13 protein-coding genes are annotated in these 13,780 nt (G+C 46.2%); 5 read left to right on the top strand and 8 right to left on the bottom strand.

The window, feature by feature from the left end; all coding sequences use genetic code 11:
- Nucleotides 1-169: 169 nt before the first annotated feature.
- The 3 genes from aceK to H8K33_RS11750 form a co-directional block, all read right to left on the bottom strand.
- Nucleotides 170-1,936 carry a bifunctional isocitrate dehydrogenase kinase/phosphatase gene (aceK, locus tag H8K33_RS11740; RefSeq protein WP_186891222.1) on the bottom strand — a complete coding sequence of 589 codons (1,767 nt, stop codon included), beginning with the start codon at nt 1,934-1,936 and terminating at the stop codon, nt 170-172.
- Nucleotides 1,937-2,155: 219 nt separating this feature from the next.
- Nucleotides 2,156-3,340: an isovaleryl-CoA dehydrogenase gene (locus H8K33_RS11745; protein WP_186891223.1), complete on the bottom strand. Its 1,185-nt coding sequence runs from the start codon at nt 3,338-3,340 to the stop codon at nt 2,156-2,158.
- A 219-nt stretch (nt 3,341-3,559) separates the two neighbouring features.
- Nucleotides 3,560-3,961 (bottom strand): MerR family transcriptional regulator, encoded by a 402-nt coding sequence (locus H8K33_RS11750; RefSeq protein ID WP_186891224.1) that lies wholly within the window; start codon nt 3,959-3,961, stop codon nt 3,560-3,562.
- A 222-nt stretch (nt 3,962-4,183) separates the two neighbouring features.
- Between H8K33_RS11750 and H8K33_RS11755 the strand changes: the two genes are divergently transcribed.
- The gene (locus H8K33_RS11755) at nt 4,184-5,257 is read left to right on the top strand and encodes an MBL fold metallo-hydrolase (RefSeq protein WP_186891225.1); all 1,074 of its coding nucleotides are present in this window, start codon (nt 4,184-4,186) and stop codon (nt 5,255-5,257) included.
- Between the two features lie 12 nt (nt 5,258-5,269).
- Nucleotides 5,270-6,172 (top strand): DMT family transporter, encoded by a 903-nt coding sequence (locus tag H8K33_RS11760; protein ID WP_186891226.1) that lies wholly within the window; start codon nt 5,270-5,272, stop codon nt 6,170-6,172.
- Nucleotides 6,173-6,201: 29 nt separating this feature from the next.
- Here H8K33_RS11760 and H8K33_RS11765 read toward each other — a convergent pair whose 3' ends face one another.
- Nucleotides 6,202-6,453, bottom strand: a complete 252-nt coding sequence (locus tag H8K33_RS11765) for a hypothetical protein (protein WP_186891227.1) — start codon at nt 6,451-6,453, stop codon at nt 6,202-6,204.
- Between the two features lie 148 nt (nt 6,454-6,601).
- The gene (locus tag H8K33_RS11770; protein WP_186891228.1) at nt 6,602-7,420 is read right to left on the bottom strand and encodes a hypothetical protein; all 819 of its coding nucleotides are present in this window, start codon (nt 7,418-7,420) and stop codon (nt 6,602-6,604) included.
- A 274-nt stretch (nt 7,421-7,694) separates the two neighbouring features.
- Here H8K33_RS11770 and H8K33_RS11775 point away from each other — a divergent pair, with 274 nt between their 5' ends.
- Nucleotides 7,695-8,438: a helix-turn-helix domain-containing protein gene (locus tag H8K33_RS11775; protein ID WP_186891229.1), complete on the top strand. Its 744-nt coding sequence runs from the start codon at nt 7,695-7,697 to the stop codon at nt 8,436-8,438.
- A 19-nt stretch (nt 8,439-8,457) separates the two neighbouring features.
- On the opposite strand, the gene H8K33_RS11780 is transcribed toward H8K33_RS11775, so the two are convergent.
- Together H8K33_RS11780 and H8K33_RS11785 are read right to left on the bottom strand one after the other, a co-directional pair.
- The gene (locus H8K33_RS11780) at nt 8,458-9,669 is read right to left on the bottom strand and encodes an exonuclease/endonuclease/phosphatase family protein (protein ID WP_186891230.1); all 1,212 of its coding nucleotides are present in this window, start codon (nt 9,667-9,669) and stop codon (nt 8,458-8,460) included.
- A gap of 121 nt (nt 9,670-9,790) precedes the next feature.
- Nucleotides 9,791-10,255 carry an FKBP-type peptidyl-prolyl cis-trans isomerase gene (locus H8K33_RS11785; protein ID WP_186891231.1) on the bottom strand — a complete coding sequence of 155 codons (465 nt, stop codon included), beginning with the start codon at nt 10,253-10,255 and terminating at the stop codon, nt 9,791-9,793.
- A gap of 373 nt (nt 10,256-10,628) precedes the next feature.
- Between H8K33_RS11785 and H8K33_RS11790 the strand changes: the two genes are divergently transcribed.
- Complete coding sequence (locus tag H8K33_RS11790) at nt 10,629-11,144, top strand: hypothetical protein (RefSeq protein ID WP_186891232.1); 516 nt, start codon at nt 10,629-10,631, stop codon at nt 11,142-11,144.
- A 505-nt stretch (nt 11,145-11,649) separates the two neighbouring features.
- On the opposite strand, the gene H8K33_RS11795 is transcribed toward H8K33_RS11790, so the two are convergent.
- Nucleotides 11,650-12,126 carry a nuclear transport factor 2 family protein gene (locus H8K33_RS11795; protein WP_186891233.1) on the bottom strand — a complete coding sequence of 159 codons (477 nt, stop codon included), beginning with the start codon at nt 12,124-12,126 and terminating at the stop codon, nt 11,650-11,652.
- A gap of 369 nt (nt 12,127-12,495) precedes the next feature.
- On the opposite strand from H8K33_RS11795, the gene H8K33_RS11800 reads away from it, so the two are divergent.
- Nucleotides 12,496-13,767 (top strand): alpha/beta fold hydrolase, encoded by a 1,272-nt coding sequence (locus H8K33_RS11800; protein WP_186891234.1) that lies wholly within the window; start codon nt 12,496-12,498, stop codon nt 13,765-13,767.
- Nucleotides 13,768-13,780 lie beyond the last annotated feature (13 nt).

Below are 13,780 nucleotides of genomic sequence, written 5' to 3' on the forward strand. Positions count from 1 at the left end.
TCCCCACCCTAACCCGCCCCTTGAAGGGGCGGGGACTTAATACTCACACGGCCTTCCTACTAGATCTCTGCTTCAAGAGGCTGACGCAATCGCGTCCCAGCTAGGCGTGTCGTCGAAGACAGTGCGCATGCACGGCAAGACGGCACAACAACGCTGGGGCGCGATTTCGTCAGCCGCCTCCAAATCTAATCGATTGAGGATAAGGAAATACATCATCCACTTTTCCTCTCACAATTCTTTCTTTCCTCTCTTGCCAATACTGCGCCGTCAGCAAGTCGGCGTGGTGTTTCATAAAATATTCTTTAACCTTGGCATTGCCCAATAAAAAGGTACCAAACTGCTCTGGAAACACATCGTACTTCCCTATTGGATACCAAGGTTCTGCCGACATTTCATCTTCTTCATTGCGTGGTAGAGGTATCGTCCTAAAATTACAATCGACGATAGTTTCTATCTCATCGTAATCATAAAAAACGACACGTTTATGACGCGTCACGCCGAAGTTTTTATACAGCATATCGCCGGGAAAAATATTTGCGCCGACTAACTCTTTAATTGCATTACCGTATTCAACTATCGCATGCTCCATCGCTGCATCATCGCCCTTTTGTTCGGCTTCTGTGAGCCAGATATTTAAAGGCGTCATGCGACGTTCTATATACAGATGTTTGATGATGACTTCATCATCATTCACTTCTAAAATCGATGGTGCATAGCGGCGGATTTCCGCCAACAGATCTTCCGAAAAACGTGCCCGCGGAAACGCAACATCCGAGTATTCCAAAGTATCTGCCAAGCGTCCAACACGATCATGATTTTTCACCAGTTGGTACTTCTCTTTGATCAAAGCTTTCGAGGTTTCTTTAGGCGGTGGAAAGCTGTCTTTGATCAACTTAAACACATACGGAAACGATGGCAGTGCGAACACCAACATCACCAGACCGCGAATACCTGGCGCAGCTTCAATCATGTCAGACGAATATTTCAGATGATGCAGGAAGTCACGATAAAACAAATTCTTGCCATGCTTTTGCAAACCCAGCATGGTGTAAATTTCACTGCGCGGTTTGCGTGGCAAGATGCTGCGGATAAATTGGACGTAAGCCGACGGCACATCCATATCAACCATAAAATAAGCACGTGTAAACGAGAACAAGACCGTGATGTGCATGTTATCAAACAGCACCGTATCCAAAATCAATTCACGATTTTTGTTGTGAATGATAGGAATCACGAACGGCATTTCTTGATTGCCGTTGATGCTCTTACCTATGATGTAAGCGGTCTTATTGCGGAAGAACAAATTCGCCAGCACCTGTAATTGATGATTCGGCTCGAAGCGTGTATCGCCAAACTGTTCCAACAAACGCGCTTCGACTTTGGCAATATCAGCATCCAGATGCGCGAACGGTGTTTGCAATTGAAAATTCGTGACTATGCGCTTGAGGCTAAAACTCAGGCCATCAGCGGAAGGGTAATACACGCGATAGGTCGCAGGTGTATCGTCACGTTCTATGTAGTCAGTGGCGGTGGCCGGACGCACAAAAATAAAGTCATTGTGGAAATAAGTACGATGCAAGAGCTTGGTGCAGACGGTGTTAAAAAATGTCTCGGCCAACTCGGGACGCAGATGATCAATCAGCAAACCCATGTAATGCAGCTTCACTTCACGCCACACCTCATCGGTCAGATCTTCGCTGTCGTATTCATCTTCCAGAATCTGTACGCATTCCTTAGCGCGCTTGTCGTAGTACGCAATCCGCTCACGCGCATCTTCTTGTGCCGCCTTCCAATCACCGCGTTCGAAACGCTGCTTCGCCATCTGCGTTGTCGCTCGAAACAAGCGGTAATGCTTATCAAAACCGTCGAGTATCGTCCTTGCAATGTCGAATGCAATTTGCGAAGACAACAATTTAGGAAAGGCGATTTGGGGCATATTTTTTCACCGCGGAGGCGCTGAGGACGCAGAGATGTATTTACTGCACATCTTAAACTAATCAGCCATCAACAATTCACGAGGTCTCCGATTTGTAGGGCGGGTGCAACTCGCGCCGCCAGTCCATTGTGCACCCGTGCGGCGCGGGTTGCACCCGCCCTACGAAATGCTATTAACAAAACTCTCTACGTTCTCTGAGCCTCTGCGGCTAAAGCCTTTTTACATAGTTTCGGCAAAAAGCTCACGACCTATGAGCATTCTGCGAATTTCACTCGTACCTGCACCAATTTCATACAACTTCGCATCACGCCACAAGCGGCCAACTGGGTATTCATTGATGTAACCATTACCACCCAAAGTCTGAATCGCTTCGCCCGCCATCCAAGTCGCTTTTTCTGCTGAGTACAAAATCGCACCCGCCGCGTCTTTGCGCAGAGCGCGCACTGCTTCTGGGGTTTTCGCACGGTCACAAGCCTGACCAACTGCATAGACGTAAGCCTTGCATGCCATCATGGTGGAATACATATCGGCGAGTTTGCCTTGCATGAGTTGGAATTCACCAATCGCTTGACCGAATTGTTTACGGTCATGGATGTAGGGAACCACTTCATCCATACAAGCTTGCATGATACCGAGTGGACCGCCGGACAAGACGGTACGTTCAAAATCAAGGCCTGACATCAAGACGTTAACGCCTTTACCTACGCCACCCAATACGTTTTCTACAGGCACTTCGCAATCTTGGAAAACCAATTCACCGGTGTGGGAACCACGCATGCCTAGCTTGTCGAGCTTTTGCGCAATGCTAAAACCTTTGTAGCCTTTTTCAATAATAAAAGCGGTCATGCCGCGTGGGCCGGCTTCCAGATCGGTCTTAGCATAGACCACCAAAGTGTCGGCATCTGGACCATTCGTGATCCACATTTTGGAGCCGTTCAAGACGTAACGATCGCCTTTTAAGTCAGCGCGTAGCTTCATACTAACTACATCTGAACCTGCATTTGGTTCAGACATCGCGAGTGCACCGACGTGATCGCCGGAAATCAATTTTGGTAAATATTTCGCTTTTTGTTCTGCATTACCGTTACGGTTAATTTGATTCACGCACAGATTAGAATGCGCACCGTATGACAAACCAACGGAAGCAGAAGCACGGGAGATTTCTTCCATCGCGATGATGTGCGCCAAGTAGCCCATGTTCGCGCCACCGTATTCTTCGGAAACCGTCATACCATGCAAACCCATGTCGCCGATTTTTTTCCAAAGATGCATAGGGAATTGATCGGTTCTGTCCATTTCCGCAGCGAGTGGTGCGATTTCGGCCGCAGCAAATTGCTGAACAGCTTCACGCAAAGCGGCGATGTCTTCGCCATGATCAAAAGTTAAACCTGGTAAGTGCAGCATAGTGTCCCCAATCTAGGTAGTAATGATGATATGACTTCAAGCTGCTTTAGCTCGCTCGTTCGACTCAAAGTCGGTAGAAAGTGAGCTTGAGATTATATGCCCGCCTGAATGTCGAAAGATTTGGCAAAACGAATTAAAAGACCATTTTGCGTAAGTCAAAAATGATACTTCTAATTGACGTTAACGTAAACGTCAATTCAAACTATTTGTAATTACTTGTTATGAACTTGATTTTGCCTTATTAACAATTCCCAACAAGCGCTGGCTTTCTTCTTCATGCGCGGTGATTTCGTCTAGCATGACTTCGATGTCTTCGCGCTGCTGCTCTAAAGAAGCACGATGCTTCGCCAATACGTCCAAGAAACTTTTAAGCTGAACTTCTGTGTCTTTGGGTGAGTCATACATCGTTACCAGGTGTTTAATTTCAGACAGACTTAAACCCAAACGCTTGCCACGTAAGGTTAATTTCAGGTGTGTGCGCTCACGCGCTGAGTACACGCGATTGCGTCCGCTAGGGCCTTCACGGCTAGGACTAATCAAGCCCTGATCTTCGTAAAAGCGAATTGCACGGGGCGTAATATCGAACTCTTTTGCCAATTCGGTAATTGTATAAGTTGCCATTGCTAAAGTTTTTTCAAAGTTTTTTCTGTATGCGACACAAGAAAGTTATCTTAAAAACACCCAAAAAATCTCGGTGAATTCTCGCAAAAATCGCGATAAGACCAACATCAATTGCGTTTTGAACTTAGAATCTTACCTGAAACGCAGTTAACGTAAACGTCAATTTACATTGACCGCCTAAAACTCTGCATCAATACACTGTTGCGCCACATACACATAGCCATGAATCATCAAGAACAAGCATTGCATTACCCTCTCAGTGACAAACTACCAGAGGCGGGTCAAACCATAGAAATTGCACCAGGCGTGTTGTGGATCAGAATGGGCTTGCCGTTTGCGCTCAATCACATCAATTTATGGTTGATCGAAGACATCTACCAAACCGATGCGGGTTCCGCGCACGGTTGGACTGTGGTCGATTGCGGCATCAATAGCGATGCGACTCGCGATGCCTGGGAAATTTTATTTGCCTCGCATCTCAAAGGTTTGCCTATAGTGCGTGTCATCGCAACCCACTGCCATCCAGACCATGTTGGCAGTGCAGATTGGCTTTGTACTTTGTGGAATGCGCCGCTCTACATGAGCACGGGTGAATACGCCTTTGCACGCATGATGTCGGCCGGCTTGCCGGGGGTCGATGGCTCAGCGATGTTCCCACACTTCCGCAAACATGGCATGGTAACTGCCGACATGCAGGAAAAAATTCAAGAACGCAAAACTTATTACACACGCTTAGTGCCGACCGTACCAACTTCCTATCACCGCTTGCAAGATGGACAGGAAATCACGATAGGCCAACATACGTGGCGCATCATTACCGGTTTTGGACATTCGCCCGAACACGTATCGTTGTATTGCGCAGCATTAAATTGCCTGATCTCGGGCGATATGGTGTTGCCGCGTATTTCAACCAATGTCTCGGTATTTGCGGCAGAACCAGAAGCCAACCCAGTCAAGCAATATTTGGATTCTTTAGAAAAATATGCGGATCTACCAGAAGATGTTTTAGTGCTGCCATCGCATGGCAAGCCTTTCACTGGCATCCACACACGCATACAACAATTGCGAGATCATCATGCCGAACGTTTGCAAGAGGTGTTAGATGCTTGCACGACGCCGCTGTCGGCACATGATATCGTGCCTATCATGTTCAAACGCCCACTCGATGCACATCAGTTGACATTTGCCTTGGGTGAAGCTTTGGCGCATTGTCATCATCTTTGGTTCGAGGGCAAATTGCAACGTCACTTAGATGCAGACGAAGTTTATCGCTTTGTTCGCAGTGCAACTAACTGATCTGTCAGAGCCATGAGCAAAGCACCTTTATCGGTTTACCTCAAGCTGGTCTGTGTCGCGCTATTTTGGGGTGGCACTTTTATCGCGGGTCGTATCGTATCAACTGAAATTCCACATATGATCGCTGCCGCCGGACGGTTTCTAGTGGCCTGTGTATTTTTACTCTTATTAGCCTGGCGAGTCGAAGGCGGTTTACCTAAACTCACCAGACAACAAAAACACGCGACTTTTGGCCTAGGCGCTACCGGTATTTTTCTATACAACATTTGCTTCCTCGCTGCGCTAGAGCGTATGCCCGCGGGTCGTAGTGCTTTGTTCGTTTCGCTTAGTCCTATTGTTACCGCATTAGCGATGGCAATTTTGTTTCGTGAACGTTTAGGATTTTTGAAATGGCTAGGTATTGCGATTGCCTTTGTCGGCGCTGCAGTCGTCATCACACGCGGCGATCTATTGAGTGTAGCTCATGACATCTCTAGCGCGATGGGTGCGGGTGAATTGTTTATGTTAGGCGCTGTCGCTTCCTGGACTGCGTATACGATTTTGGGAAAACACGCACTTAAAGGCTTATCACCAATTGCAGCAACGACTTATGCATCCTTATGGGGCTTGCTGTTACTTTGCATGGGTGCGGTCAATCAGTTGCCCTTGTTAGATACTGCCAAATTGACTTGGCAAGTGTTAAGCGCGATCGCTTTCTTAGGTGTGTTTGGCACCGTGATTGGTTTCGTTTGGTACTACGAAGGCGTTAAGGCCATCGGCCCCGCGCGTACTGCGGTCTTCAACAATCTGGTGCCTGTATTTGGTGTCAGCTTGAGTGCACTACTATTGAATGAAGCAATATTAATTTCTATGGTGTTAGGTGGACTATTGGTGATTGCTGGTGTCTCACTAACAAATAGAACGCCCCCAGAGTGAATTACCTATGAACCAAGGTATAGCTAGGTTCATAGAAAAAACCAAATTGCCAAAGTCGTCAATGTTGCGAGGATGAGTAAAGCTGGAATGGCATGTCGTTGAAGCGCAGATCTATTCGTATTCGATAGCGGCTTCACCGACGCATGTTTTTGATAATGTAATGCTTGCAAAGCTTGCTGTCTGAGTTCAGCCTGCGCCTCCAAACTATGGATCGCAGATGGCATAACGCGCAGATTTTTTGAAGAGTCAAAAACTGGTGGCAATATACGATAGTGGGGCATAGGACAAAACGGATAAACAAGAGATGCGCCATTTGAACACGAAGGTGCTATCAAGTTGCATATTCATATCTATTATCTTAAAAGTACGATATATCGCTACGGCTGGTAGCGTTTTTTGCTACCAGCATTGAGCGCCAACGATCTGCCCTCAAACTGATCGCTTCAAGTCAGTTGTCGCTGCGCTAGCATGCACGCACTTCGCGCTCAGCCAATTCCAAATAATCAATGCAGCAGCGCCGCTCGCCAATAAATGCTTGATCGTATGTCCGCTTATAAAACCTGTGTGAGATAAGATCGCCACATCCAAAATTTCTGCCACTTTTGCCGACACATACATGCCAATCGCGATCGCAAAGACCCAACGTGTTTGGCGCATTGTTGGATAAGTCATCTGCCACAAGGGAATCAATACAATTGCCAGCAACTGCAACACCAGATACAAACGCAAATCGCCAGTATTTTTCCACCAAAGTACCGAAATCAGCGCAAACAAGAGCAACACAAGCACATTCGCTGCGGCGACAGAAAATCGACGAACATTCATTGCTTCGATACGAACCGCAGCCAATAAACTCGCGCAAGCGCAAGCAATCGGCAAGCGATCCCAAAACAGCCGCGCATCATCCGGTGCCCAATGATAAAAACCCGAACCAAAGCTGGTCGCAAAAATCGACACAACAAATACAAGATAAGCGATGTCTCGGGGCTGCCATCGATCTGCAGTCACTTGTGCACCCCATCGTCGACCAAGAATCCAGGCCAAACTTAAGCCGATCAAGCCCATGAGGCCAGTCAAACCGAATGCAATATTGCTGAGCACATCCATCGCATTCGGAATACCCAAATACGTTTTGCTATCTGCAAACACATGATATGCATCGTATTGCGGTATCACGCCATACATCAACATGGATATCGCGCAAACCAAAACTACTACTGCCGGCAACAAACGCCACTTGCTTTCCATCACTCACCCGCTTTCAAGAAAAACTCAAGAAGCTGCAGCATGCCAAACCAGCGTGCGAATCCAAATCGCCATAAACCAAGTTGCATCATCTTTGATACAAAGTCGCAAGAGGCGCTACTCAAGGGGTTTCACACCTGACATATTCAAGGATGGCGCGAAATGGTAAAGTAAGTGTATCGTCCTATCCAAGGCGCAAATCAGCCACTAGGCTGCGAACCAGATTGCCAACGAAGTTACCAAGAAAATCGTCAACAAAATACCAGCACACAACGCTATGACTGAAATCAAACAATTGCTCAACACGATTAAATATCAACTAAAACAGCAAGCCAAAACCTACCGCGATGTTGCCGATGCCTTGCAGTTATCAGAAGCCAGCATCAAGCGCATGTTTAGCGACAGCAGTGAAGCGCCGATCACACTTGACCGCATTATCGAAATTAGTCATTTTTTGGGATTTAGCTTAGCAGAGTTAACACAAGAAGCCAGCCTGACACAGGCAAAGTTAAGCACTTTAAGTAGCGCGCAAGAAACCGAGCTGATTTCCGACAGTGTGTTGCTGATGGTCGCCGTCTGCGCGGTCAACCATTGGAGCATGGCCGATATTCTCAGCACCTATCGATTATCAGAAACCGAATGCTTACGGCATTTGCTCAAGCTAGATCAATTGAAGTTGATTAGCCTATTGCCCGGCAACCGTATTCGATTAAACATCAGCCGCGACTTTGATTGGATACCGGGTGGACCGATTCGCGATTACTTCCGACAAGAAGGAATGCCAGATTTTCTCAATTCACGCTTTCATCATGAGATGGAAAATTTCACCTTTACGCATGGCATGCTAACCGAAGCAGCCGCGAGTAAATTTCAAACTGAATTACGTCATCTCAAACGAAAATTTGCAGAACTGCACGCAGAAAGTCTGCAATCACCGCTGAAGAAACGTCATGGTATCGGCGTATTGATGGCGATGCGCCCATGGGAACCGATCAGCTTTTCTAAACTCAGAAAAAACTAATCGCTCCCCATCCATCTACTTAAATTTTCATCTTAACGATGCGCGGGCAATGATCGCTAGAGATGATCTTCTGCCCTGCTTCTTGAATCACAGGCAATTTAAGCGAGTTAAAACCCTTCGCTTGTTTCGCATGCAGCGCGGTGCTGAACAAAATATGATCTAAGCCAACGAAGCCTTTGCACGCAGATCCTTCTGCTAACGGGATTTGCACCAAGCTTGGCGTGCCATCCGAAATCTCTTGCCACATCACGCGCGATTTCACTTCACCAAATGATCCTGTGCTATTCGGACTCGCGGGATCCGAACCATCCAAGCGCACTTCTTTTGCCGGAATATTCGCAGCGGCTTCTTCATCAATACGACGATTAAAATCGCCCAACAGGATAAACATAGGCGTCTTTGCCGCGACTGCCTCTATCCAATTTTCTAACGGTGCAATTTGACGATTTAATACCTTGCACGCCGCATCGTTATCGGTCAGCAAACGGGCGGGATAACGTTCTGTGTTGACCAGATTCGCGCACGACGATTTCAAATGCACATTCAAGAGACTAAACGCTTTTCCTTCTATCGTTAAATTCAACTCCACGCCCGGACGTAAACGACGAATACCTTTCACGTCATCGGCTTTTTCTTTGATGGCTAAAGCATCTTCATTTTTACAAACGACGGGCTTTTTGCTTAGCGATTTTTTCCAAGCAAACCCAACCGTTTGAAACGCATTATGCTCAGCCACACAAGATTCAAAATCTGCTGCATGTTTACCTAAAATATCTTGGATTGCGGCGCGATTGCTCACCTCTTGAAACGCAAAAATCGAAATCCCTTCGTCGACCACCAGCTTATCGATCGTCGCAGCTAAGCCATGCACTTTTTGCGCATACCACGCATACGCGTTCTGCCAATTATTGCTATTGAGCCGATAAGCATTACAAGGCGCCACCATCATACTTTTTTCTGCACCGCCAGCAGCCGTTTCAAAATTGGCTTGGCATTGTTTAGCACGTTCGACCTCTTCATTCGTTGGGGACTGCGCATCGCGCATGGTTCTGGCGCGGGTTTCACACCAATTCACTTGCGGTGCGGAGCAAACTTCGAGATGCTTTTTAAAATCATCCTTACTCCCCATCCACGCCAAATTAAACGAAGCAATTCCCACTTCAGCGGCAAAAATTGCGGATGAGCTAAAGCTCAGTGCCAAGGCGATGGCAATCTTATTCATTGTTGACATACGAGACTTTCTATAAAAGCTACATTCAATACTGCGTAATTCTTAATCAATTATCGAGATTCATCTGAATACGCGCGGCGCTCAGCATTCGAAGACACTGCTTGGATACAAAATACCTGCCCTAGTTCACCGCAATTAGCTGAATATCAAATACCAATGTCGCCGCCGGAGGAATCGGCCCACGTCCACCCGGACCATAAGCGAGATCCGATGGAATAATCAAATTACGATGCCCACCAACTTTCATACCAACGACTCCTTGATCCCAACCCTTAATCACTTGACCATCACCAAGCTGAAAACTAAATGGCGTGCCACGTGTGACCGAACTATCAAATTGTTGCCCACGTTGTCCAGGCGCTTTTGCGTCATACAACCAACCTGTGTAATGCACAGTCACCTGCTTACCCGACTCGGCGACAACACCAGTACCAACGACCAAATCAGTGCTCTGCATCGCTGCAACAGAATTCGCAGGATCAACCGCTTCGGTTGGACGATTACAAGCGCTTAAACCTAAGCTCAGACTTAGAATTAAACCTACGGCGGAGATCTTGGGAACTAAGGTGGAAAGCTGGTAGTGCATGAATATCCTTGAGGTTGTGCGCTAAGCAAAGCGCTTGAATGAAAGCCGCGATTATAGGTGGTTTTCGTTGGGACGATATTAAACATGTAGTTCAAACGATGTGTCGAATTCAGAGGATTGCTTGTATATTCAAGTCGAAAATTAAAAAAGGCTAGACGAGTAATTACGTCGCAGGTGATGTATATCAAATTGCGCGATTTGGTTTTGGTTAATTGATGCTTTTGTACGTTTGCTTAGAGCTGCATGCTTGATCGACATATTGAAATTTGTGATGCATCCAAGCGACTTGCGAACGTAAAGAAACAAATTGTCTTTATTTTGATGGTCGGTTATCTTTGCAACTTGTCAAATCACGATAGCAAATTTAGAAAACATGACACCTGCAGAGACTCAATTGCTGTCCGATGCTGTAAAAATCGGATTTCCCGTCCTCGGTACCATTGCCGGTACAATCATTGGTGGTGTTTCAACATATTTACTTTCGAAACTTGGTCATAAGCACGATTCAAAGAAAGAACTCTCAAAGCGAAGGTTCGACTTACTAATGCAAACTGCAAATGACGTTACTGAATTTGAACATTTGATTGGTACATATGCGACCGAAGTGAGCAATAAGGTTCAAGGTTTAAAAGGTGCTGTTGATTTCGAAGAAGCAAAGTCAAACATATACAAAAATAATCAGCCACTTCGCCGGGCTAGAATGGCGTTGAAAGTACTTGGACTAAAAGAAGCTGAGATTAGTTTGGAAAAATATATCGAAATCACGCGTGAACTGATTAGGTTTGGCCCGAACCTATCTAAAGAACGAGCGTCTGAATTGGCGAAAAAAATTGTTCTTGGCCCTGTGGAATTTTATGAAGCACTGTCTAAAGAATTATCTATCGTCTGAGCCGTAAATTTGACGCTAACATACTATTCGAAAAGGATGTGCGAGTACGAGCAACTTTCATTTTTACTGTTTGATATGCACACCTTTCGATTCAACGCTATGCATTATGAGTAATCGCACATTTGCTTGCCTACACTGTCGGAAATTGCAAAGAAAGGATCAGAATATTGAAGCGTTTTTCTGTCCGCTTTGTCGACGCGAATGTGTACGCGTTCATTGGAAGTTGCACGTACCAGCTCCGAAAAAAGTGAAGAAATGGAATTCTTTCTGGGATCGCTATTTGCTGGAGCTTCGACAAATTGAAGAGTTTAAAACGAATCCCAATATCCGCGAAGTCCGCCTTCCGCTTCTCAACCAAGTATTCAAGAGAGTGACATAAAGGGCTGTCAACTCGTTAAGGCGCAGTGCATTGCGCCCTATTTCAATGCACCGCCATCGCATCTTGCGAAGCCTTGCTATGGGTTCTACATGCCCCCCCGAAGTTGGTTTACAAACAAGACCTTTGTTATCGAATCCCAGTGTACTGCGCCGAACAGACTTTCCAATCCGCCTTTTCTTTACACAGCATATAGCTAGCGCGGATGGAGAATTGGCGGGTTTGTTCACCGGCTTGCATCTTGTAACGCAATTTGGCGATGACTAGTTTGCCTTCGGCGACCTCACGAAATACTGGCTCTAATACTTCCACGACTGGCACTTGCTTTTTGTTTTCAATCGCATAAAAACCGAGCATCTTGGCACGCTCATCCACTTCTCCGGCGGGAGACACTTCGATGTATTGTGAGTGCGTGATCGCGTCTAAAGTTTTTTGATCGAAGTTAGCTTGTGCCTGCACGTGCTTTTGCACGAGTGCCAATGCATCAGTAGTCGCAGAAGTTGTCACCACTTGTTTAACGGGCATCGCCGAAATGCTGACACTGGCGCCAAAGAGTACGGTCAATAATCCAGTCCAACGAAAAAAACACTGCTTGTTTAAAGTCATGATAAGCCCTTTCAGTTAATGAGCAGCATTACATCGCATTTTGATCAAGCAAGCACATGCAATGTGACGAAACCCAAGATTTCTTGCATCAAATGCGAAGTTCTGACGACACGCATCGCAGCTTCAGCAGATTTATTCAGATAACTGGCACAAACTATCAGCACATGCTACACTTGCAGCATGCTACATAAGTAGCGTTTGTTTTAGACAATTTGTATTATTAGTAGGGCTTACACAAAATTGCACTGGCTAGGCGTGGTGCCGCAGACAGTAAATATGTACGGCAAGGCGAACACGAGGACGCCAGCGTCTGTTTTGCGTAAGTCCTAATTAGTAAATCCTAAGTCTTGAAGACCCAGAGGAAAGATCATGAAAAACTTTTTTAAAAAAATCGTATTCGCGATGGCGGCATTGCTGACCATTAATTTGACGGCACAGGCACAAGACAAAGATGCCTTAGTCGATATCAAAAACGGCAAATTGCACGCGGTTGTGACGGGCGATGGCCCTTACACCGTGGTGTTCGAAGCTGGCTTTATCAGCGACTTGAGTGTGTGGCGTAAAGTCGCGCCCACTGTGGCGAAACAAGCACAGATTTTGGTGTATTCACGTGCTGGTGTTGGGAAGTCTCCGGCGCGTTCTCAGCCTTTAAATCTGCTTCAACATACAGAAGAATTGCAGCAATTAATCGCCGCGCTAGATCTCAAAAAACCTTTGATTCTGGTCGGTCATTCTTACGGCGGCTGGGTAGTACGTCAATTTGCTAGCGCTTATCCTCAACAAGTGGCGGGCTTGGTCTTGGTTGATCCTGCCAATGAAACCCTAGAAATCGAATTAAGAAAAATTGACGCCGCGAAAGTCACACAAGATCAACAGCGCTTCGCCGGCATGGCACCACCGTCTGCAAAAGCAGATCTAGCCTTAGTGCAAGCGATTTTTGATGAAGGCAAATTGCCGAATCAAGCTGCCTTACCAGATGTACCGATGGCGATTCTTAGCTCGGTGCAAGAATTCAAAAACAATCCCTTCTTCCAAGAAACGGCCGTCGCTTTAAAGGTGAAACGCAATTTGCACGCCACACTTACCGATCTCTTTTCTAATGCGACACATGTGGTGACGAACCGTAGCGGTCATCACATCCAAAATGACGAACCACACTTAGTCATTAATGCGATTGAACAAATCATTTCAGGTTTAAACATCGAAGCGCAAAAAATCGCGCGTCAACAAGCCAAACAACAAGCGCGTCAAGCGGTAATGAGCGCATTAGGACAAGCGGGAACAGAACTACAAAATCAGCAAAGTGAAGCCGCCAAAAACACCGTTTTTACAGCATTAAAGACTTCGCAGTTTTCTGAGGGCGAGATCAATCAATTGGGCTTTGATGTCATGACCAAAGGCAAACAACCGCTCATGGCTGAATTCATCTTCCGCTTTAATGTTGAGCAGTTTACGCAATCCGATAATGTGTATGACAGCCACGGCGAGGCTTTGCTAGAATTAGGTCGCTTTGCCGAAGCCAAAACGCAATTCACCAAAGCGATTAGCTTGGCGCAAGCGAATCCACAACGTAGCCCAAAAACCATCAAAGGCTATCAAGATAATTTAGCCAAGGCAGAACAAGCTTTGTTGAAGAAATAAAGCGGCTCTCGCA

The sequence above is a fragment of the Affinundibacterium amnicola genome (assembly GCF_014284275.1).
GTDB lineage: Bacteria > Pseudomonadota > Gammaproteobacteria > Burkholderiales > Burkholderiaceae_D > Undibacterium > Undibacterium amnicola.